Source organism: Chloracidobacterium sp. (genome assembly GCA_016720705.1).
GTDB lineage: Bacteria > Acidobacteriota > Blastocatellia > Pyrinomonadales > Pyrinomonadaceae > OLB17.
Genome location: JADKKB010000005.1, coordinates 456,766 through 477,420, shown reverse-complemented (window position 1 = coordinate 477,420; position 20,655 = coordinate 456,766). Strand labels below are relative to the sequence as shown.

Sequence of the window (20,655 nt, the reverse complement as noted above, 5' to 3'; positions counted from 1 at the left end):
ATTCAATTTTCAAATTACTGCTTAGCAAATCCCGGTATTTCTTATGATTCAGTGGGAAGATATGGTCAATCGCGGCCATTTTCCATATTTCTCAAAGTTTATTTTCAAAAAATTGTCTAAACCAATAAAAAAAGATCCGGCTACCACAAGAAAGTAATAACCGGACCTGATTTCCTAAATCGAAGACTAATTATTTACCGCGATGATTATTCATCACCGCCGGCCTCATTGCCCTTTTCCTCAGCGATGATCGCTTTGCGAGAAAGCTTGATCTTGTTGCCTTCTTTCCCGATACATTTAACGAGGATCTGCTGGCCTTCCTTGAGTTCGTCACGCACATCGCGTACACGGCGGTCTGAGATCTCGGAAATATGAAGCAGGCCGTCAAGTCCCGGCATTATCTCAACGAACGCACCGAAGTCCACGATACGCGAAACCGTACCCATATACGTCTCACCGATCTCGGCCTCAGCCGTAAGGGCCTTGATGCGTGCGATCGCAAGTTGAGCGGCTTCGCCGTCGGCAGTCGCGATCAGTATAGTACCGTCGTCCGAGATGTCGATCTTGGCACCGGTTTCCTCGGTGATCGATCGGATCATCTTGCCGCCCGGCCCGATAACATCACGGATCTTGTCCGGATTGATCATCAGCGTGATGATCCTCGGCGCAAATTCCGACAGGCTCTCGCGTGGTTCGGCTAGAGCCTGATTCATTATCTCGAGGATATGCAGACGGCCCTTGCGCGCCTGCTCGAGGGCTTCCTGCAAGATCATCGCGTTGATACCGCCAACCTTAATATCCATTTGAAGTGCCGTGATTCCGTCCGCGGTCCCCGTCACCTTAAAGTCCATATCGCCGTAATGGTCTTCGGCACCGGCGATGTCCGAAAGGATCGCGTAACGATTCCCCTCCATTACTAGGCCCATAGCCACGCCCGCGACCGGCTTTTTGATCGGCACACCTGCATCCATAAGGCTCAGGATACCGCCGCAGACCGAAGCCATCGACGAAGATCCGTTTGATTCAGTAATATCGGAGACGATACGGATAGTGTAAGGAAAATCAGTGTCATCCGGCAGAACCGACATTATCGCACGGCGGGCGAGGTTGCCGTGGCCCGTTTCGCGGCGTGACGTGCTTCCAAATCTGCCGGTTTCTCCGACTGAGTAAGGCGGAAAATTATAGTGAAGCATAAATCGGCGGTCGATGGTGCCTTTTTCCAGATCATCCATAAACTGGCCGTCCATCTTGGTACCGAGTGTCGTAGTTACGATCGCCTGCGTTTCACCGCGGGTGAACAGTGCCGAACCGTGAACTCGCGGCAGCCAGCCGACCTCAGCCGAGATCGGTCGGATCTCGGAGAAACGGCGGCCGTCAGGACGACGCTTATTAACAAGCATATCCTCACGAAAGATCTTTTCCTTAAGGTGGCCGAACGCCTTCGCGGCCATCGACCGCTTCGCCGGATCGTCGTCCGGATAGCTATCAACAACCTCTTTCTTAAGAGCGTCGAGGCCGGCGTAAACCGCGATCTTGTCACGACCGGTCGAATCCAGTGCGGCACGTAATTTGTCCGCAAAGTTCTTTTCAACTTCAGCAACCGTTGCTTCGTCGAGCGTCGGCGGAGTGAACTCTCGTTTTGTGATCTCGAGAGCCTTGCCGAGTTCCTTTTGCCACAGACAGAGACGTTTGATCTCGCGGTGAGCGAGCATCAGAGCCTCGACCATAATGGTCTCCTCGACTTCGTCGGCCTCGCATTCGACCATACAGATCGCTTCTTCAGTACCGGCAACGATCAAATTAAGTTGCGACTCGCGGCGCTCGTCAAAGGTGGGATTAATGACGTACTTGCCGTCGATCAGGCCAATTCGAACACCGGCGATCGGATTGTGGAATGGGATGTCAGAAAGATACAGGGCACACGACGCACCCGTGATCGCGATGACATCCGGATCGTTCTCAGCATCGGACGAGATGACCGATGCGACGATCTGGGTTTCAAAACGGTAGCCGTCTGCAAAGAGCGGTCGGACAGGACGGTCGATCATTCGACACGTCAAGATCTCCTTTTCCGACGGACGGCCTTCACGTCGGAAATAGTTTCCGGGAATGCGGCCTGCGGCAAATGAATTCTCGCGATACTCAACTGTCAACGGGAAAAAGTCCAGCCCTTCTTTGGCTGTGCGGGCGGAAACGGCCGCTACGAGCAGCATCGTATCGCCATAACGGATCACGACCGAACCATCGGCCTGCTTGGCAACCTTGCCTGTTTCAACGATCAACTCTCTTGTGCCGAGTTTGATCGATTCATTCAAATATTTCTTATTTGTCATTATCTGTTCCTCAAAAAAACAAAGACGAAAGGAGGCTGTGCCGTGAAGCCCTTTCGTCTTTGAACAACTACTGATTTTTTCCGATGACCTTCATTTAACCGGCGGCGTAGTGTACTGTCACGTTCAGCAACCACCGGCAAAATCTTCGCGAAGATATCTTGTCTCAAAAGCCCGAAGCGGCTCTTATATTTTCGTTCCACAAAATAATGGAAAGCGGCCGTGGCTCAATATACGCGGCCGTTGCTCTCCAGCCAAACGCTTAACGACGCAGGCCTAACTTCTTGATGATCTCGTGGTAAGCGTCAATATTACGACGCTTAAGATAATCCAGGAGCTTCCTTCGACGCGAGACCAATATCAGCAAGCCGCGACGCGAATTGTTATCTTTCTTATGGATCTTGAAATGAGCTGTAAGCTCGGTTATACGCTGCGATAGCAACGCTATCTGGACTTGTGACGAACCCGTATCAGACGTATGGGTTTTGTAGTCACCTACGATTTGTTCTTTTACTTCTTTAACTGTTGACATATTGTCTTGCTGTATCAGCCTCTCCTATTGCTCGCAGTAACTCCGTAAACTTGTACGGAAACCACAAAATTTATTGAATAACTTATAACTCAAAGTGCAAAGTAATTCTGAAAAGATTATCTACTATTCCGGAGATTCTATCAACTTATGAATTTAAGCTAACAACCTTATGCCTATTGGCTTTATGTTGATCAGATCTCGTATTTGAACTCTTCCATAAACTTGGTCGAAAATTCACCTTTCTGGAAATTTTCATCGTCCATTATCTTGAGATGAAGCGGAATTGTCGTTTTGATTCCCTCTACCACCATCATTTGGAGTGCCCTCCGCATACGAGCGATCGCAAGTTCGCGGGTGCGGGCGTGGACGATAAGTTTTGCGATCATCGAATCGTAATACGGCGGTACGACATAACCCGGGTAAACAGCCGTATCGACACGAACACCCGGCCCGCCGGGAATGTTAAATGCCGTGATCTTACCGGGACTCGGCGTAAACTTGACGGGGTCTTCGGCATTAATGCGGCACTCTATCGAGTGTCCCACTATCTGCACCTCGTCCTGCGAGTAGCCAATATTCTCGCCGGTTGCGATCAATATCTGATTGCGGACGATATCCGCCAGCGTAACCATTTCCGTAACCGGATGCTCGACCTGAATACGGGTGTTCATTTCCATAAAATAGAAACTACCGTCTTCATCGAGCAAAAACTCGAACGTACCCGCACTTGTGTAACCTATCTCCTGGCAAGCCTTGACCGCCACCGCACCCATCTTGTCACGAAGTTCCTGCGAGATCGCGGAAGATGGAGCTTCTTCGAGCAATTTCTGGTGTCGACGTTGGATCGTACACTCACGCTCGCCGAGATGGATAACGTTGCCGTGCTCATCCGCGAGTACCTGGATCTCGATGTGACGCGGCCGCTCAATATATCGCTCGATATAGACCGAACCGTTCTTAAAGGCATTCAGAGCTTCGGTTTGGGCAAGTTCGAGGCTCCCTTGGAGCTCGCTTTCTTCACGGACGATACGCATTCCGCGTCCACCGCCGCCTGCTGCCGCCTTAATGATCAGCGGAAAGCCGATCTCCAGGGCGATCTTGAGTGCTTCCTCGGCAGATTCGATCGGGTCCGGACTGCCCGGGAGGATGGGCACGCCGGCGGCCGCCATCGTCCGTCTTGCCTCGACCTTGTCACCCATCATCGCGATCACATCCGCTGGTGGGCCGATAAACTTAATATTGCAATCTTCGCAGATCTTGGCAAACGTTGCCGATTCGGCCAAAAAACCATAGCCAGGATGGATCGAATCAACATTTGTGATCTCAGCGGCACTGATGATCGCCGGGATGTTCAGATAACTTTCGGCTGACGCCGCCGGGCCGATGCAGATCGCCTCATCCGCAAACCGTACGTGTAATGCTTCCCGGTCCGCTTCGGAGTGGACGGCGACGGTCTTAATGCCCATCTCCTTACACGTCCAAATTATGCGGCAAGCGATCTCACCACGATTTGCGATCAGTACTTTACGAATTTCCCGCATTTATAAAAAATAAACCGCCGAGACCTTGAGTCGTCGAGTTTATGAAATCAGGGTCGGCAAAAGGCTCCTTTCCTTGCTTTCTCTCAGCGTCTCTGCGTCTCCGCGGCGAATAACTATTTCCTCACGCCGAAAAGTGCCTGGCCAAATTCGACCGGTTGCCCATTTTCGACATATATCCTGATGATCTCGCCCGACACTTCAGCCTGGATCTCGTTCATCAGCTTCATCGCCTCGACGATGCAGACGGTTGTCTCAGCCGACACATTGCTCCCTTCGGAGACATACGCGTCCTTCTCCGGCCCTGGTGAGCGATAGAATGTTCCAACGATCGGCGAGGTTATCTTATGAAGGCCGGCATCAGGATCAGCTTGAACTTCCGCCGGTGCCGATTCAGCAGGTGCTGAACTTACCGCCGGAACTGCTGCAGGTGCCGACTGCAAGACGGGCGCCGCCGCCATTTTGCTGAGGCGTACACGAATGTTCTCGTTTTCGAACTCAAAATCCGTGAAGCCGTGTTCGTTTACCAGTTCGGCAAGTGCCTGGAGTTCATTCATATTGAATGATGCTCCTTCGGTCTTGCTCACATTCGTTTCGACGACGTTATCGTCCTTGGCCCGAGCAGTGTTATCGATCATACCGGCAATCCTCCGATGAACTAGCCCTTAGCAGCAAGTTCCCGTGGGTTATCCACCAATTCGATGACGGCCATTTCAGCATTGTCACCGACACGGCGGCCGAGTTTGATGATACGCGTATAACCACCGGTACGGTCTTTATAGCGCTCTCCGAGCTCATTGAAAAGCCGCTGGACGGCTTTTACGCCCGCGGTACGAACGATCGGCTCTTTCGCCTCACCCTTATTACCACGGAAACGGCTCTGCTCAGCCTTGAATGTGCTGTTGCCAGCGTGGAAAAAGCGTGCTGCCTGCCGTCGCAGGTGAACCCCGCGCAGAACAGCATCGTCACCCGATAAGTTCTGTGCTTTGCGAGCAAGCGTGATCGCCTTTTCGATGAACGGACGAAGTTCCTTTGCCTTCGGTACGGTGGTCACGATGTGCTCTTTGTCCGCGTTGATGAGCGAAGTCGCCAGATTGCGGAGCAGCGACATGCGATGCTCGCTGGTGCGGCCCAATTTACGATGTGCTTTTAAGTGTCTCATTTCGTTAAGTCGTTCGAGTCATTCCGAACCGGGACGGCAAGTTGCCGACTTCCCGGATTCCGTACTCTTAGTCTAGATCTCTCCCACCCGAGCCCGGGATCGGATTGCCTTGCTCGTCAAAGTCCATTCCGAAATCGAGCCCCATACCGTGAAGCATATCCTTGATCTCGGTGAGCGATTTCTTGCCGAAGTTCTTGGTGTTCAGCATATCCTTTTCGCTACGGCGGATAAGGTCCCGGATCGAGCGAATATCTGCATTCTTGAGGCAGTTATACGAGCGGACCGAAAGCTCGAGTTCGTCGACCGATTTATCCAATAGGTCGTTACGCATCAGCGGCGGACGGGCAATATCCTCATATTTGTATTCTTCTTCCTCTTCTTCGAAGTTGATGAAGATGGCCATATGATCCTTGACCAGTTTGGCTGCCAGGCCGATCGAATCTTCCGGTTTGACCGAACCATCCGACCAAACTTCGATCGTCAACCGGTCAAACTCAGTGTTCGAACCCTGCCGGGTCTGATCCACCGTGTAGTTTACCTTTTTGATCGGCGTGTGGACCGAGTCGATCGGGATATAACCGACCGACAGGTCTTCGTCGTTATTTACCTCAGCCGATACATAGCCCCGACCGGACTTTAATCTCATTTCGATCCCGATCGAACCGCCAGAGCTGATCGTTGCGATATGGATCGTCTTATCAAGGACCTCGACGTCGCCGTCGGCCTCAATATCGGCGCTAGTAACTTCGCCCGCTCCTTTTTTGCTGATCGAAAGCGTTTTCTGGCCGCTGCCGTGCAACTTGAACGGAACCTGCTTTAAGTTAAGAATTACATCCGTCGCGTCCTCGACAACGCCCTTGATCGACGAAAATTCGTGCTCGACGCCATCGATCTTAACGGCTGTGATGGCCGCTCCCTCGATCGACGACAAGAGAGCCCGGCGAATCGAGTTTCCGATCGTTGTACCAAACCCACGTTCGAACGGAGCGGCGTAGAACTTCCCGTAACGTTCCGTAAGGGTTTCCGTCTCAACATTCAAACGGCTCGGCATTTGAAAATCTGTCCAACTATTACTCTGTGTCATATGCGTTTTAAAATAGTTTTTAGTTTCCGGCTTTTGGCCTTTGCCTGGGCAGGATCGCCCAGGGTCAATTCGACCAAAAACCGGAAACCGACTGCGTTACTTACTGTAAAGTTCGACGATAAGCTGTTCGTTAATATTTGCGCCGACATCCTCACGACGAGGAGTCCCCGAAACCGATACGCTAAATTCCACCGCACCGGCACTCAGCCACGACGGCCGTCCGCGACCCGCCGAGGTCTGCCACGCACCCTCTACGTGCGTATTTTTCTGGCTCTTGTCCTTGACGGTAACTACATCGCCGGCCTTAACCTGAAACGACGGGATGTCCACCTTTTTTCCGTTAACGGTGATATGCCCGTGATTCACGAGTTGGCGAGCCTGACGGCGTGATGTCGAAAAACCTGAACGGTAAACGACATTATCCAGCCGACGCTCAAGCATAAACAACAAGTTCTCGCCCGTAACTCCCTTTTGGCGCCGAGCCTTTTCAAAGTAGTTGCGGAACTGTTTTTCGAGAATGAAATAGATACGCTTCACCTTCTGCTTTTCGCGAAGCTGTTCGCCGTAGCCGGCGAGCATCTTGCGACGGGCCGCTCCGTGCTGTCCCGGCGGGTTGGTTCCACGCTTTTCAATTGCGCACGACGGTTTGAAGCACCGGTCGCCTTTCAAAAATAATTTTCCACCTTCGCGACGGCACAATCGGCACACCGCATCTCTATATCTAGCCATTTGTTATCTTCCTGCCTCCGTTCTCTAACGGAAAAGTTTACAGGTGACAGATCACCCTTCATCCTTTCGATAGTTGAAACGTAACTTAAAAAACGAATATTTTTGACACTGTGCCAAAAATATCCTTAATAAAAAATATCAGACGCGTCGACGCTTCGGCGGACGGCATCCATTGTGTGGGATCGGCGTCACGTCGCGGATCGCGGTAACGCGGATCCCGGCCTGGCTGACCGCACGGATAGCAGACTCACGACCGCCGCCCGGGCCCTTGACACGAACCTCCACCTCACGCATTCCGGCTTCGACTGCCTTGCGAGCGGCCTCTGACGACGCCTGCTGAGCGGCGAACGGCGTTCCCTTTCGCGAACCGCGGAAACCGCGTGCTCCCGACGAACACTGTGCGACCAAATTGCCGTTAGCATCGGTGATCGAGATTAGCGTGTTGTTGAACGACGCTGCAATGTGAACGATCCCGACCGGAATGTTCTTTTTCTCTTTCTTCTTGTAAGTCTTCTTTGCTGGTGCTTTTGCCATATATGTAAACTGTAAGCGGCAGATGCAAGCAGATATCCTACTTACCGACTACCGCTCACTGATAACTACTTCTTACCTGGTGCCTTCTTCTTGGCGACCGCTGCCTTACGCGGGCCTTTCCGGGTGCGTGCGTTCGTGCTGGTACGCTGTCCGCGAACCGGCAGTCCACGTCGATGACGCAGGCCGCGATAGCATCCGATGTCCATCAAACGCTTAATGTCCATTTGAACGCGCTTTCTGAGATCACCCTCAATATTGCCGTCGGTGTCCAGGATCGTACGGATCTTGTTCAGCTCGTCTTCGCTAAGATCCTTGATGCGGGCATCGATGCTGATACCGGCCTTATCCAAGATTTCCGTCGCACGCGACTTGCCTACACCATAGATGTAGGTCATTCCAACCTGTGCCCGTTTATTGGGCGGTAAATCAACTCCTGCTACGCGAGCCATAATGTCTCCTAAATAAACCTATCCCTGACGCTGTTTATGCTTCGGATTGTCGCAAATTACACGAACTACGCCTTTACGATGAATGATCTTGCACTTATCGCAGATCTTTTTAACTGAAGGTCTCACTTTCATTGCTTTTCCCCTGTCTTAACTATCGCGATACGTTACACAGCCACGACTAAGGTCGAATCGAGAAAGTCCGACTAGAACTTTGTCACCTTGGGATGATATGAATAATCATCTTCCACATCCCTCCCGGAATATGTGCCGGGACCTCGTGCTGATTTACGTCCATTGCGACCTCGAACATTGCTTTCGGCAAGGTTCCCAAACGGCCGCTGTGGCCTCTATCGCTTTTTCTTTAGACGTACATTCTAAAGCCAACCAACTTTCTAGTTGGACAAACCGTTGATGTTAACGTTTTTGCGCAACTTTTTCAAGTCAGGCGGCGACCTTTGCCGCCAACTGTTTTTTCTGCTCTTTGGTCAGAGTGAGTATCTCCGGCCCGTCAGCGGTTACAGCAAGTGTATGTTCTGCGTGTGCTGAAGGCTTTCCGTCCAAAGTAACAACGGTCCACTTATCACTAAGGGTTCGCGTTTCGTGCGTCCCCAAGTTGAGCATCGGTTCAATTGCAAAGCAATATCCGGCTCGAATTCTTTCTTTTGTTCCCGGACGTCCGTAATTCGGGATCTGCGGAGCCTCGTGCATCGCCCGCCCGATTCCGTGTCCCGTATAATCACGGACGATCCCGTACCCAAATTTCTGAGCGTGCTCCTGCACGGCCCAGCCAATGTCGCCTATTCGATTATTTACTCGCGCGGCCTCAATTCCGAGGTGGAGACATTCTTCGGTGACGCAGATCAACTGTTTGAGCTCGTCCGTGATCTCACCGACCGGGACCGTCATCGCGGTATCGCCGACAAATCCTTCGAAAGTCGCAGCCATATCAAGTGAAATAATGTCGCCCTCATTGAGCGGGTCAGGCTTAGAAAAACCGTGAACGATCTCGTGATTGACCGATGCACATATTGAATATGGAAATCCGTGGTAGCCGATAAACGTGGGAATGGCCCCTGCATCGCGGATCATTTTTTCAGCCGCCGTGTCGAGTTCCAGGGTAGAAACGCCGGGGATGACCATTACGCGCAGAGCCTCGCGGACCTCGGCGATCAATTCGCCCACGGCTCGCATCTTATCCAGATCTTTGGCTGTCTTCGCGATTATCATCTTCTTTCCGGTCAGATACCGCCAGACATTGCTTATGTTGGCACCCGAACCCATCTTTCAATCTAGACCATTGCGGCCATTTCCGTAAAAATATCTTCGACCTCGCCGTTTCCATTCACCTTTTTCAGTCGGCCTGAACTATCGTAATATTCGAGTAGGGGCTGAGTATTTATCTGATAATTATCCAGACGAGTTTTGACGCTGGCCTCATTATCATCAGCACGGTGTACGAGCTCCGTTTGGGGATGACTGTCGCAGAAACCCTCAACTTTCGGCGGCTTTGAATAAATATTGTATATCTCACCGCACTCAGGGCAACTTCGTCGGCCCGTGAGCCGTTTGAGCAGTTCTTGAGTCGGCACATCTACTTCGATCGCCACGATCTCCTTGCCCTGTTCGCCTGCGAGTTCTTCAAGCTGTTCTGCCTGAACAGCCGTTCGAGGATATCCATCGAGCAGAAATGTTCCGGCCGTGTCGCTCTTCGACGTTCGTTCGCGGACTATCTTGTAAGTGATCTCGTCCGAGATCAGATTCCCCGATGCCATTATCTCCTGCACTTCGCGTGCGAGCGGCGTGTCAAGCGACTTCATTTCGCGGAACATATCACCGGTCGAGATCTGCGGTATTCCGCAACGCTCCTGCAACAATCGTGCTTGCGTGCCTTTTCCTGCTCCGGGTGCACCTATGAGAACAATTATCTTATCCATCAAAACTATTCACCACAGAGCCACCTAGTGCACCGAAGGTCTGAAACAATAATTCAGATAGCTCCGTGAACTATGTGACGCTGTGGTGCACTATTTCCTACGATCTGCGTCCGCGAAGTTTCGAGCCGGCTCCGAGAAATCCTTCGTAGTTCCTCATAACCAACTGAGCCTCGATCTGCGAAACCGTATCCATCGCCACACCGACCAGGATCAGCAGTGACGTACCGCCAAAGTAGAACTGGTATCCCAAACCGGTCGGTATCCAACTAAGGCCGGGCGTCGAGGTAAAAAAGTTATCAAGAGCCGTTCCAATGAACGGTAGACGGGCAACCTTGAATCCACTGAGCAAAAGCTGCGGAGCAAATGCGACGAACGCAAGGTACAACGCACCGACCGTGGTCAACCTAGTCAAGATGCCGTTCAGATACTCTGCCGTCGGAGCACCGGGACGAATACCGGCAATAAATCCACCGTGCTTTCTTAAATTATCTGCAACTTCATCCGTATTGAAGATGATCGTGATGTAAAAGAACGTGAACAGGACGATCATCGAAAGGAAAAACAGCTCGTAGTAAGGATCGCCGCCGTGGAACTGCTGCATAAATGCATACACTTTGCTCCACATGGAATTCGGTGCATTCGGATCCGGCGGAAATGCCGAGAACATAGTCTGTGGCAATGCCAGCACCGATGATGCAAAAATGACCGGGATAACGCCGCCCATATTGATCTTCAGCGGCAGACTTGTTTCCTGTCCGCGGACGGTCTGGTTGCCGACGCGCCGGTTGGCATAGCTGATCGCTATGTTGCGGCGGGCCGATTCGACGTATACGATCAATGCGATCAAAGCCACGATCACTATGACGAGGAACAAGACGCCCAGCGTCTGCATTGCATCGCCCGCACTCACGCGGTCACTGATCTGGGTCAGGCCGCGGGGCAGACCGATCACGATACCAGCAAAAATAAGCAATGATATGCCGTTTCCGACGCCGCGTTCGGTGATCTGTTCACCGAGCCACATCACAAAGATCGTACCCGTCGTAAGCGTTATAACGACCATCGACGTTGCCCACCACGTCTCGGCAATTATGCCGTTTCGGTGTAGCCAGGTCGCGACGAAAAATGTCTGGACCGAGCAAAGCACAACCGTCAGGTACCGCGTCCATTGATTCATCTTCTGACGTCCGACCTCGCCCTCTTCCTGGATCTTTTTGATCGCAGGCGAAAGTACGGGCATCAGCTGCATTATGATCGACGCCGTAATATAGGGCGTGACGCCAAGTGCAAAGACAGAGATCGTACGAAAGTTTCCGCCCGAGAAGAGATCCAGTACGCCAAGCAACGTGCCCGCCACTTCGCCCCAAACCTGTTCAAGTCGCACCTTATTGATCCCGGGAGCCTGAACGTGTGCACCAAAACGATAAACCGCCAAGAGCCCGAGCGTGAAGAGGATACGCCTCCGCAGTTCCGGGATCTTGAACATGTTTTGAACGGCACCAAAAAACTTTTCCATATCTTTGTTTGTCGTTCGCTGTATAACGCCGCCGTGAGGCCGTGCGAAATATAGCTCAACGAATGACGATCAACGAACTAGGCTTCTGCCTCAACTGCTTTGGGGGCTCTCACGATCACCGTAGCGGTTCCACCGACCTTTTCGATCTTATCTTTGGCTGTTTTGGTAAAACGATGAGCCGAGATCTTGAACGATTTAGTAACATCGCCGTTGCCGAGGATGACCAGGTCGTGTTTTGCCTTTTTGATCAGGCCGCGGTGGTGAAGTATCTCCGGGGTAATCTCATCACCTGCATTGAAGTTCTCTTCGATCTTAGCCAAGCTGATCTCAAGCCATTCTTTCTTGAAGATGTTGGTAAATCCGCGCTTGGGCAACCGACGCTGCAGGGGCATCTGGCCGCCTTCAAATCCGGGGCGGCTGCTGTAGCCCGAGCGTGACTTCTGGCCCTTGTGGCCGCGTCCGGCGGTCTTGCCGAGTCCGGAGCCGGGGCCGCGTCCCACGCGCTTCTTCTTATGTGTCGAGCCCTTAGCCGGGTGTAAATTATTTAATGTTAATGCCATCTTTTCCCTCGTTCGTCGAAAACCGTAAATCGCAAATAGCGGAGTATCAAAAGTGATCACTCTATTTACGATTGACGATAGCCGATTTACATTACCTTAATCAACGATTCGCAATAGATGCGGCACCTTGGCGACAATCCCGCGTGTCCCTGCCGAATCGATGAGTTCGACCGTCTGATTGAGCTTGGTGATACCAAGGCTCTTGACGATTTCTTTCTGCTTTTTGGCGTAGCCGATCATGCTCCGGTAATATTGGATCTTGATCTTTCCGCTTTCGGTGTTCTCTGCTTTCTTTGCCATAACTCTTTAAAGTCTAACGAGTGTCGGTTGCAAACGGTACGACCGAGATACTAGCTCAGCGGTACCGCAGCGTTCGACAAACTCTTAAACTAACTCCTCGACCTGCTTACCGCGAAGACGTGCGACCTCGATCGGGTCCTTCATCCTGAGCAAGCCGTTAAATGTAGCACGGATCACGTTGTGTGCGTTGTTCGATCCAAGGATCTTGGTTCGCACGTTATGTACGCCGAGGCTCTGCAGCACGGCACGCACGGCACCGCCGGCGATAACGCCCGTACCTTCTTTTGCCGGCTTCAGCAGAACGCGTCCCGCTCCGTATTCGCCGATCATCTGGTGTGGCAGGGTGCCGTCGATCAGTGGTACGCGGATGAGGTTGTTTTTTGCAGCCTCTACCGCTTTCTTGATCGCATTCGGCACTTCCTTAGCCTTACCGGTGCCGAAACCGACGTGACCGGCCTCGTCGCCAACGACGACCAGGGCCGCAAACGACATATTCTTACCGCCCTTAACAACCTTGGTAACGCGGTTGATCGAGATCAACTGGTCCTTAAGGATAAGCCCGCCCGGAGAAATTCTCTGTTTATTTATCGTCATTGCTCTTTTCTTCTGATTCCTTAACGGCTTCTTCGTGCTTGTTCAGTCCCGCTTCGCGGGTTGCGTCGATCAGGGCTTTAACCCGTCCGTGATAAACGTATCCGCCACGGTCAAAAACAACGCTCGAGATGCCGGCTTTTTGTGCCCGTTCAGCGATTGCCTTACCGACAATTTTAGCTGCCTCGACGTTTCCGCCGGTGGAACCCGCCAATGCCTTTTCGGTCGTCGATGCCGTTGCGAGCGTCTTGCCCGAGCGGTCATCTATCACCTGGGCGTAGATATGGTTCAGGCTGCGAAATACTGCGAGTCGCGGACGTTCGGCCGTACCCTGTACTTTCTTCCGAATGCGGCTATGAACCCCTTGTCGGACCTCTGCTCTACTTTTCTGTGCCATAATTTTAGTTGATCGTAAAGTTTGAACATTTAGCAAGCCCGCTGCCTGCTCAACGTTCAGGATTTACTATTTACCGGTCTTGCCCGGCTTTAATTTGTACTGCCGATCGGCGTATCGCACGCCCTTGCCCTTGTAGGCATCCGGCTTTCTCAAACGATTCAATTCGGCCGCCACCTGTCCGATCAACTGCTTATCAATGCCGGTAAGCGTGATGGTCGTCTGATACTGATTGATGGACGTTTTTGTGTTGACCCTTTCGGTCTTCGCGTCGACTCCGTCGGGCAAGGCGTATTCGATCGGGTGCGAATATCCAAGCGAGAAATTGATCTTCTTGCCCTGGACATCGGCCTTGTAACCGACGCCGACGATATCCATATCCCGTGTGAATCCCTCGGTCACGCCGACGATGGCGTTATTCGCAAGAGCCCGAGCCAAACCGTGAAATGCGGCTTGATCCTTGCCGGCACGCTCAGCGGTCAGCGTTCCCTCTTCGAGCTTAAAGCTGACGCCGGACGGTACCGGTGTTGACAGAGTGCCCTTCGGTCCTTTGACCTCAAGCGAAGTATCGTTGATCGTTACGGTCACGCCCGTCGGGATTGTGATCGGTTTTTTTCCTACTCGAGACATAATCTTTTGCGGATTGGGTATCAAACGACCGGACAATTCCGGAAGTTCGCCTTCATCCATTTTCCTTTAATAAACTTCTGCCAAAATCTCACCGCCGACCTTGTCGCGACGAGCCTGCTTTCCGCTCATCAATCCTTGTGACGTTGAAACGATATTGATACCGTAACCGCCAAGGACACGCGGGATGTCAGCCGAACCGACATAAACGCGGCGGCCCGGACGCGATACTCGCGAAAGATGCGTGATCGAAGAGACACCCTTTGCATCGTAGCGAAGGAATACTCGGATCATATATTTAATGCCTTCGCCCTTAGTGGTAAAGCTATTAATGTAGCCCTCTTCCTTAAGGATGCGTGCGACTTCAAGCTTTAGCTTTGAGCCAGGAATATCAACACGTGTGTGATTCGCAGCGATCGCGTTACGAATTCGCGTGAGCATATCGGCTATTGGATCTGTCATTACTATTTACTCCGTCTTTTTCTGAGTTGATTCTCGTCGTTCCCGGTTCCGGTGCCCCTGGCACGGCCTTGGATCGCGGACGTCCAACCTAATTACCAACTTGATTTCGTCACGCCCGGGATCTGGCCTTCGAGGGCCAATTCGCGAAGGGCAATACGCGAAACTCCAAATTTCCTCAAATACCCGCGTGAGCGTCCCGACTGCGAGCATCGGTTACGAACACGGATCGGGCTGGCGTCACGCGGCATTTTCTGCAGCTTGACCACCGCGGCATCGACCTCTTCGACGGTCGATTTCGGGTTGTTGATGATCTTCTTGGCCTCGGCACGGCGGTCAGCCCAGAGCTTCACCATAACCTTGCGTCGGTCGTTTTTGACTACTTTGCTTATCTTTGCCATTTTGTTCTAAACCTATTGTCTAAAGGGCATCCCGAGTGCTTTGAGCAGCGAGCGGGCCTCTTCGTCAGTACGAGCGGTCGTTACGATCGAGATATTCATCCCGCGGGTTTTATCGACCTTATTAAAATCGATCTCCGGAAAGATCAACTGTTCGCGAATGCCGAGCGTATAGTTTCCACGTCCGTCGAACGCCTTGCCCGAGATACCGCGAAAGTCACGCACACGGGGCAGAGCCACTGAAATGAGGCGATCAAGGAACTCGTACATACGGTCGCCGCGAAGCGTAACCATTGTCCCAATTGCCATTCCCTGGCGGAGCTTAAATGCCGCGATGGACTTCTTTGCTTTGGTCACGACCGGTTTCTGTCCCGTCACAACTTTCAGTTCCTCGGTAGCGACATCCAGGATCTTTGCGTTGGCACTTGCCTCGCCGAGTCCCATATTTACCACGATCTTTTCGACCTTGGGTATCGCCATCGGATTCAAGATCTCAAATTCTTTGGCTAATGCCGGTGCGATCTCGCTTTTATATTTTTCTTTAAGTCTGGTCATTTTCGACCTCTCCCTATTGTCGTCTGGGTATCACTCTCAAAGCGTTTCCAAACTATAAATGTCTTTACTATTCGGCTTCGTCACCTTCGAGCTTTTTGATCGATTCGCGTTTATATGAACCCGAGTCCGCCACGATCTTGCCACTTTTGGCGACTCGGACCTTCTTGCCGTCACGCTCTTCGATCTTGACTCGCGTCGGCTTGCCGGTTTCCGGGTCGATCAAAGCAACGTTTGAGATGCTGACCCAAGCTTCCTGCTCAATGATCCCGCCTTCGCGGTTGAGTTGCGGTACTGGTTTGCGGTGACGTTTTACGATCATCGCACCCTCGACCTTTACCTTTGCGTTACGGACGTCGACCGCCATCACCTTGCCGCGATACGGCTGCCGATTTCCGGCGCTGTCGTACCGGTTGTACTCTTTGCCCGCAATAAAGACGACCTGATCGCCGCGCTTGATCTTGCTCCGTACTGTACCTGTCTTAACCGTTTTCATTTTCTTATATAACCTCCGGTGCGAGGCTGACGATCTTCATAAAGTTCTTTTCACGAAGTTCGCGGGCGACTGGCCCAAAGACGCGGGTGCCGATCGGCGAACCGTCATCCTTGATCAGAACTGCCGCGTTCTCATCGAACCGGATGTATGTGCCGTCTTTACGGCGAACTTCTTTCCGCGTGCGGACGATGACCGCGTTGTAAACTTTACCTTTCTTAGCGGTGCCATCCGGTGAAGCTTCCTTGACGGTTACCTTAATGGTGTCGCCGAGGCGTGCGATCTTGCTGGTTGATCCGCCGACCGGCATGATCATCTCAACACGCTTTGCTCCCGAATTGTCTGCGACCGTTAACGAGGTCTGCATCTGAATCATAACTTTTCCTCTACCAGTTGACTGTTAGTTGAATCCCAACTCTCTACGACTGTGCCTTCTGAATGATCTCGATCACACGCCAACGCTTTTTAGCTGAGAGCGGACGGGTCTCGATTATCCTTACCCGGTCTCCGATCTTGGCACCGGTTTCGTCGTGAGCCATAAACTTTTTACGCTTTTTAACGTACTTGCGATAGACCGGATGCTTGACCACTCGGTCGACACGCACCGTCACCGTCTTCATCATCTTGTCCGAAGAAACGATCCCGACCTTCTCAGCCCGTTTGCCGACCTTTTTCTTTTCGGCGGAGTCCGACGGTGCGGCCACAACCTCTTTCTTAGCTGCTTTGGGTGCCGCAACCTTCTTTGGTTTCGCCTCCACAGCAGGTGTTGCCTCTTCGGCCGCAGCTACGGTTTCTTCCACCGCCGGTGCGGCTTCAACTGCTGCGTCATCGGTCGATGCTGATTCCTCAGCCACAGGGGCAGCTTCTTCAGCGGCTGCGGTTTCGACGACAACGTCTTCGGCTGTCGCCGTTTCGGTCGTCTCTACCGTAGTTTCTTCGATTTCTTCGTTCTTCTTCTTTGCCATCTTATTTTCTCAAGCCGTCCGACAGCTTATTTAGCTTCAGCGTCCTCTTTTTTCAGCAACGTGAATACACGAGCCAACGTCTTCTTTTCACGGCGGATGTCATTGATCGTCTCGCCGACTCCGAGAGTCTTTCGAAACTTCAACCGGAAAAGCGATTCCTTTAACGCATCTGCCTGGTCCTTCAATTCGTCGACTGTCATTGCCGACAGCTGTTCCATCTGTTCCTTTCGCTTCATTATCCTAAACTATGCCTCCTTCCACATCGGCACGAGTCACAAACTTGGTTTTGATCGGCAACTTCTGGGCCGCCAGGCGAAACGCCTCTCGTGCCAGAGCCTCATCGACGCCTTGGATCTCATACATCACACGACCCGGTTTGATCACGGCAACCCAGTGGTCCGGAGCACCCTTACCACTGCCCATACGGGTTTCAGCCGGCTTCTTGGTGATCGGTTTGTCGGGGAACATTCGGATCCAGATCTTACCTCCACGCTTTACGTGACGTGTCATCGCAATACGTGCTGCTTCGATCTGGCGGTCCGTAATCCAACCCGCTTCAAGTGCTTTAAGTCCAAAGTCACCAAAACTGATCTGCTCGCCGCGGGTAGCTTTACCACGCATACGGCCTTTCATTACTTTTCGGTGCTTGACCTTTTTCGGCATTAACATAGCTAATAAACCTCGTTCCTTTTCAGTCGATGGTCATTTGTCCTTTTCAGAGAGTCGTATTTGCCAATGACCGGGGCAAATGACCAAGGACGATATTATCGGTTGCGATCGTCGCGACGCGGGCGTCGGTCGCCGCGACCGGCACCACGCTCGACCTTGACCTCGTTCATCGGGTCCGTGGTCGTACCGCGGGCCATCGATGCATTCGGGTCAAGTATCTCTCCGCGATAGATCCAAACCTTTACGCCGATGATGCCAAACGTAGTAAGTGCCTCGGCAAAACCATAGTCGATGTCCGCACGCAGGGTATGCAACGGCAATCGGCCTTGTAGCGACCATTCCGTTCGGGCGATCTCAGCTCCGTTCAAGCGGCCAGCGATCATCACCTTGATGCCCTGGGCTCCAAAACGCTGCGACTCTTCCATCGTCTTCTTCATCGCACGGCGAAACGCAATACGCTTTTCGAGTTGCTGTGTGATCTTTTCAGCTTGCAACTGTGCATTAAGTTCCGGATGGCGTATCTCCTGGATCGAGACCAGAACCTCGCGGCCGGTCTTTCTCGACAGTTCTTCGCGAAGACTCTCGATCTCGGCACCTTTACGGCCGATGATGATGCCCGGGCGCGAAGTGTAGATGATGATCTTCAGACGAGCCGCCGCACGCTCGATATCGATGTGCGAAACTCCGCCGCCGCTAAAGCGTTTCTTGAGGTCACGCTTGAGCTTAAGATCCTCTGCCAGAAATTCGGCAAATTCACCTTTCGCAAACCAGTGCGAGTGCCAATCTTTGTTGTATCCGACTCTGAAGCCGTATGGATGAACTTTCTGTCCCATAAAAAAACCTTAATCTTTCTTTTCAGCGTCCTCGCTTTCTGCAGCCGGGGCGTCAGCATTTTCTGCCTCAACCGTTTCAACCGGAGCTTCTGCTTCGGTCGTCTCCACTGTTTCAACCGTTTCAGCCGCCGTTTCGACGACCGCTTCTTCGACCGTCTCGACCACCGGAGTGGTTTCGACCACTTCTTCGACGATCGCGTCAGCTACAGGCTTTTCAGCTTTTGCTTTCTTCGGCTCGGCACCGGCGGCCTTAGCTGCCAACTTCTTGCCCAAAGGCTTTACCTTCTTCGAGGCTTCTGCCAGCAACTGCTTCTCCGTCTTCGGTTTATCTTCGCTGGTCACCTGGATCGTGATGTGGCAATAGTGACGCTGCTCGCGGTATGCACGTCCCTGGGGTGCCGGTCGCATACGGCGGCGATTCTTCGTCGGGCCCATATCCACAAAGCAAAGGTTTACCCAGAGATCATCCGGATCAATCGCTATGTTCTGCTGCTCGGCGAGGTACGTCGCATTGGCAATCGCGGAATTCAGGCACTTTGAGATCGGCAAAGCCGCTCTCTTGTCCGTAAATTTCAAGATGGACAACGCCTGAGATACATTCTGGCCGCGGATCAGGTCGATCACGAGCCTTGCCTTACGCGGCGAGCCCTTCAGGTGTTTTAATTTTGCTATCGCTTCCATATTCTTAGTTCGCTGCTCAGTATCAGCGTGATGCGGTGATGATACCGTCGCCGGCAAATCACACGACGCACCGATCTACCAGCTATTTCCTCTTCGCCATTTTCTCAGCCTTCGTGCCCGGGTGTCCCTTGAACATCCGCGTCGGCGAAAACTCACCTAACTTGTGTCCGACCATATTCTCGGTCACGAAAACCGGGATGTGGCGTTTGCCGTTATGGACGCCAAAGGTCAATCCGACCATATCCGGCGAGATCGTCGAACGCCGCGACCAGGTCTTGATCGCCGGCGGCTTCGGTCCGCCTTCTAAAATTCGGCGGAGCGTCTTCTGAACGCTAAGATCGATGAACGGTCCTTTTTTTAATGAACGTGGCATATCTTTATAGTTGTGAGTGATGAGTGGCAATTCGCTTCTAATTCATCACTGATCACTTATTTCCTTCTTCTGTCCTTCACGATCATATTGGTCGTGCGTTTATTGCGACGCGTCTTATATCCGCGGGTCGGTTGTCCCCAGGGGGTGACCGGGTTACGTCCGCCTGACGTCTTACCTTCACCACCACCGTGCGGGTGATCGACCGGGTTCATAGCTACACCACGAACCTTCGGACGTCTACCCATCCAGCGTGATCGTCCGGCTTTACCGAGCGAAACATTTTCGTGTTCCGTGTTACCGACCTGGCCAACGGTTGCCATACAAACAACGGGCACCTTTCGGACTTCGCCCGATGGCATACGTAGCTGAGCAAAAGCACCGTCTTTAGCGACGATCTGAGCAAAGCCACCTGCCGAACGGACCATCTGCCCACCCTTGCCCGGACGAAGTTCAATATTATGGACTTCGGTGCCAAGCGGGATATTCTTGATCGGCAGTGCATTTCCCGGCAGGATGTCAGCATCCTCACCGCTCAGGATCATCGTTCCTACGGTCAACCCGACCGGTGCGAGAATGTATCGCTTTTCGCCGTCAAGGTAATTGATCAGTGCAATATGTGCCGAGCGGTTCGGATCGTATTCAAGCTGAGCGACCTTTCCGGGAATGCCAGATTTGTCACGCTTGAAGTCTATGATACGGTAAAAACGCTTGTGGCCTCCGCCTCGGCGCCGGATCGTTATACGTCCGTCGTTGTTGCGTCCTGAAATTCTCTTTTTGGCCTCGAGCAGTGATTTTTCGGGTACTGCGTTCGGGGTCAATTCATCGCGGGTCAAATACGTTTGATAACGTCTCGCCGGTGATGTCGGTTTTAATCTCTTGATTCCCATATTCTTAAATTGTCCGTCAAACTTCAGTTTGACGACGCCTTTTTCGACAAACTAAAAGTTTGTCG

Annotated in this window: 30 protein-coding genes; all 30 read right to left on the bottom strand. The window is 52.3% G+C overall.

Going from position 1 to position 20,655, the window contains the following annotated elements:
• Nucleotides 1-206: 206 nt before the first annotated feature.
• The 30 genes from pnp to rplB all read right to left on the bottom strand — a co-directional run bounded on the left by pnp (nucleotide 207) and on the right by rplB (nucleotide 20,590).
• The gene (gene pnp, locus IPQ00_05445) at nucleotides 207-2,333 is read right to left on the bottom strand and encodes a polyribonucleotide nucleotidyltransferase (protein ID MBL0240007.1); all 2,127 of its coding nucleotides are present in this window, start codon (nucleotides 2,331-2,333) and stop codon (nucleotides 207-209) included.
• A 259-nt stretch (nucleotides 2,334-2,592) separates the two neighbouring features.
• A complete protein-coding gene (rpsO, locus tag IPQ00_05440) occupies nucleotides 2,593-2,862 on the bottom strand; it encodes a 30S ribosomal protein S15 (GenBank protein ID MBL0240006.1) in 270 nt (89 codons plus the stop codon).
• 191 nt (nucleotides 2,863-3,053) lie between these two features.
• Nucleotides 3,054-4,403, bottom strand: coding sequence for an acetyl-CoA carboxylase biotin carboxylase subunit (accC, locus tag IPQ00_05435; GenBank protein MBL0240005.1), 1,350 nt, complete (start codon nucleotides 4,401-4,403; stop codon nucleotides 3,054-3,056).
• 113 nt (nucleotides 4,404-4,516) lie between these two features.
• The gene (gene accB, locus IPQ00_05430; GenBank protein MBL0240004.1) at nucleotides 4,517-5,038 is read right to left on the bottom strand and encodes an acetyl-CoA carboxylase biotin carboxyl carrier protein; all 522 of its coding nucleotides are present in this window, start codon (nucleotides 5,036-5,038) and stop codon (nucleotides 4,517-4,519) included.
• Between the two features lie 20 nt (nucleotides 5,039-5,058).
• Nucleotides 5,059-5,562 carry a 50S ribosomal protein L17 gene (gene rplQ, locus IPQ00_05425; protein MBL0240003.1) on the bottom strand — a complete coding sequence of 168 codons (504 nt, stop codon included), beginning with the start codon at nucleotides 5,560-5,562 and terminating at the stop codon, nucleotides 5,059-5,061.
• 67 nt (nucleotides 5,563-5,629) lie between these two features.
• The gene (locus IPQ00_05420; GenBank protein MBL0240002.1) at nucleotides 5,630-6,646 is read right to left on the bottom strand and encodes a DNA-directed RNA polymerase subunit alpha; all 1,017 of its coding nucleotides are present in this window, start codon (nucleotides 6,644-6,646) and stop codon (nucleotides 5,630-5,632) included.
• Between the two features lie 96 nt (nucleotides 6,647-6,742).
• Entirely contained in the window at nucleotides 6,743-7,375 is a 633-nt protein-coding gene (gene rpsD, locus IPQ00_05415) for a 30S ribosomal protein S4 (protein ID MBL0240001.1), read from the bottom strand.
• Between the two features lie 138 nt (nucleotides 7,376-7,513).
• The gene (gene rpsK / locus IPQ00_05410; GenBank protein MBL0240000.1) at nucleotides 7,514-7,909 is read right to left on the bottom strand and encodes a 30S ribosomal protein S11; all 396 of its coding nucleotides are present in this window, start codon (nucleotides 7,907-7,909) and stop codon (nucleotides 7,514-7,516) included.
• 65 nt (nucleotides 7,910-7,974) lie between these two features.
• Nucleotides 7,975-8,358: a 30S ribosomal protein S13 gene (gene rpsM / locus IPQ00_05405; protein ID MBL0239999.1), complete on the bottom strand. Its 384-nt coding sequence runs from the start codon at nucleotides 8,356-8,358 to the stop codon at nucleotides 7,975-7,977.
• An 18-nt stretch (nucleotides 8,359-8,376) separates the two neighbouring features.
• Entirely contained in the window at nucleotides 8,377-8,490 is a 114-nt protein-coding gene (rpmJ, locus tag IPQ00_05400) for a 50S ribosomal protein L36 (protein MBL0239998.1), read from the bottom strand.
• Between the two features lie 309 nt (nucleotides 8,491-8,799).
• Nucleotides 8,800-9,585 (bottom strand): type I methionyl aminopeptidase, encoded by a 786-nt coding sequence (gene map, locus IPQ00_05395; protein MBL0239997.1) that lies wholly within the window; start codon nucleotides 9,583-9,585, stop codon nucleotides 8,800-8,802.
• A gap of 62 nt (nucleotides 9,586-9,647) precedes the next feature.
• On the bottom strand, nucleotides 9,648-10,292 hold the full coding sequence (locus IPQ00_05390; GenBank protein ID MBL0239996.1) for an adenylate kinase: 645 nt from the start codon (nucleotides 10,290-10,292) through the stop codon (nucleotides 9,648-9,650).
• A 97-nt stretch (nucleotides 10,293-10,389) separates the two neighbouring features.
• Nucleotides 10,390-11,808, bottom strand: a complete 1,419-nt coding sequence (gene secY, locus IPQ00_05385; GenBank protein ID MBL0239995.1) for a preprotein translocase subunit SecY — start codon at nucleotides 11,806-11,808, stop codon at nucleotides 10,390-10,392.
• 77 nt (nucleotides 11,809-11,885) lie between these two features.
• The gene (gene rplO / locus IPQ00_05380; protein ID MBL0239994.1) at nucleotides 11,886-12,368 is read right to left on the bottom strand and encodes a 50S ribosomal protein L15; all 483 of its coding nucleotides are present in this window, start codon (nucleotides 12,366-12,368) and stop codon (nucleotides 11,886-11,888) included.
• 96 nt (nucleotides 12,369-12,464) lie between these two features.
• Entirely contained in the window at nucleotides 12,465-12,668 is a 204-nt protein-coding gene (rpmD, locus tag IPQ00_05375) for a 50S ribosomal protein L30 (GenBank protein ID MBL0239993.1), read from the bottom strand.
• Between the two features lie 84 nt (nucleotides 12,669-12,752).
• A complete protein-coding gene (gene rpsE, locus IPQ00_05370; GenBank protein MBL0239992.1) occupies nucleotides 12,753-13,262 on the bottom strand; it encodes a 30S ribosomal protein S5 in 510 nt (169 codons plus the stop codon).
• Nucleotides 13,249-13,656, bottom strand: coding sequence for a 50S ribosomal protein L18 (gene rplR / locus IPQ00_05365; protein ID MBL0239991.1), 408 nt, complete (start codon nucleotides 13,654-13,656; stop codon nucleotides 13,249-13,251). The genes rpsE and rplR overlap by 14 nt, the downstream gene beginning before the upstream one ends.
• A gap of 66 nt (nucleotides 13,657-13,722) precedes the next feature.
• A complete protein-coding gene (gene rplF / locus IPQ00_05360) occupies nucleotides 13,723-14,283 on the bottom strand; it encodes a 50S ribosomal protein L6 (GenBank protein ID MBL0239990.1) in 561 nt (186 codons plus the stop codon).
• Between the two features lie 66 nt (nucleotides 14,284-14,349).
• Nucleotides 14,350-14,748 carry a 30S ribosomal protein S8 gene (gene rpsH / locus IPQ00_05355; GenBank protein ID MBL0239989.1) on the bottom strand — a complete coding sequence of 133 codons (399 nt, stop codon included), beginning with the start codon at nucleotides 14,746-14,748 and terminating at the stop codon, nucleotides 14,350-14,352.
• An 86-nt stretch (nucleotides 14,749-14,834) separates the two neighbouring features.
• On the bottom strand, nucleotides 14,835-15,140 hold the full coding sequence (gene rpsN, locus IPQ00_05350) for a 30S ribosomal protein S14 (GenBank protein ID MBL0239988.1): 306 nt from the start codon (nucleotides 15,138-15,140) through the stop codon (nucleotides 14,835-14,837).
• A gap of 12 nt (nucleotides 15,141-15,152) precedes the next feature.
• Nucleotides 15,153-15,692 (bottom strand): 50S ribosomal protein L5, encoded by a 540-nt coding sequence (gene rplE / locus IPQ00_05345; GenBank protein MBL0239987.1) that lies wholly within the window; start codon nucleotides 15,690-15,692, stop codon nucleotides 15,153-15,155.
• Nucleotides 15,693-15,759: 67 nt separating this feature from the next.
• On the bottom strand, nucleotides 15,760-16,185 hold the full coding sequence (gene rplX / locus IPQ00_05340) for a 50S ribosomal protein L24 (protein ID MBL0239986.1): 426 nt from the start codon (nucleotides 16,183-16,185) through the stop codon (nucleotides 15,760-15,762).
• A 4-nt stretch (nucleotides 16,186-16,189) separates the two neighbouring features.
• A complete protein-coding gene (rplN, locus tag IPQ00_05335; GenBank protein ID MBL0239985.1) occupies nucleotides 16,190-16,558 on the bottom strand; it encodes a 50S ribosomal protein L14 in 369 nt (122 codons plus the stop codon).
• A gap of 43 nt (nucleotides 16,559-16,601) precedes the next feature.
• Entirely contained in the window at nucleotides 16,602-17,147 is a 546-nt protein-coding gene (gene rpsQ, locus IPQ00_05330; protein ID MBL0239984.1) for a 30S ribosomal protein S17, read from the bottom strand.
• A gap of 26 nt (nucleotides 17,148-17,173) precedes the next feature.
• Nucleotides 17,174-17,383: a 50S ribosomal protein L29 gene (gene rpmC / locus IPQ00_05325; protein MBL0239983.1), complete on the bottom strand. Its 210-nt coding sequence runs from the start codon at nucleotides 17,381-17,383 to the stop codon at nucleotides 17,174-17,176.
• Nucleotides 17,384-17,387: 4 nt separating this feature from the next.
• A complete protein-coding gene (gene rplP / locus IPQ00_05320; GenBank protein MBL0239982.1) occupies nucleotides 17,388-17,816 on the bottom strand; it encodes a 50S ribosomal protein L16 in 429 nt (142 codons plus the stop codon).
• Nucleotides 17,817-17,911: 95 nt separating this feature from the next.
• Nucleotides 17,912-18,649 carry a 30S ribosomal protein S3 gene (rpsC, locus tag IPQ00_05315; protein MBL0239981.1) on the bottom strand — a complete coding sequence of 246 codons (738 nt, stop codon included), beginning with the start codon at nucleotides 18,647-18,649 and terminating at the stop codon, nucleotides 17,912-17,914.
• A 9-nt stretch (nucleotides 18,650-18,658) separates the two neighbouring features.
• The gene (gene rplV / locus IPQ00_05310; GenBank protein ID MBL0239980.1) at nucleotides 18,659-19,330 is read right to left on the bottom strand and encodes a 50S ribosomal protein L22; all 672 of its coding nucleotides are present in this window, start codon (nucleotides 19,328-19,330) and stop codon (nucleotides 18,659-18,661) included.
• Nucleotides 19,331-19,412: 82 nt separating this feature from the next.
• Nucleotides 19,413-19,703: a 30S ribosomal protein S19 gene (rpsS, locus tag IPQ00_05305; protein MBL0239979.1), complete on the bottom strand. Its 291-nt coding sequence runs from the start codon at nucleotides 19,701-19,703 to the stop codon at nucleotides 19,413-19,415.
• A gap of 56 nt (nucleotides 19,704-19,759) precedes the next feature.
• Nucleotides 19,760-20,590: a 50S ribosomal protein L2 gene (rplB, locus tag IPQ00_05300; protein MBL0239978.1), complete on the bottom strand. Its 831-nt coding sequence runs from the start codon at nucleotides 20,588-20,590 to the stop codon at nucleotides 19,760-19,762.
• Between the last annotated feature and the right edge of the window lie 65 nt (nucleotides 20,591-20,655).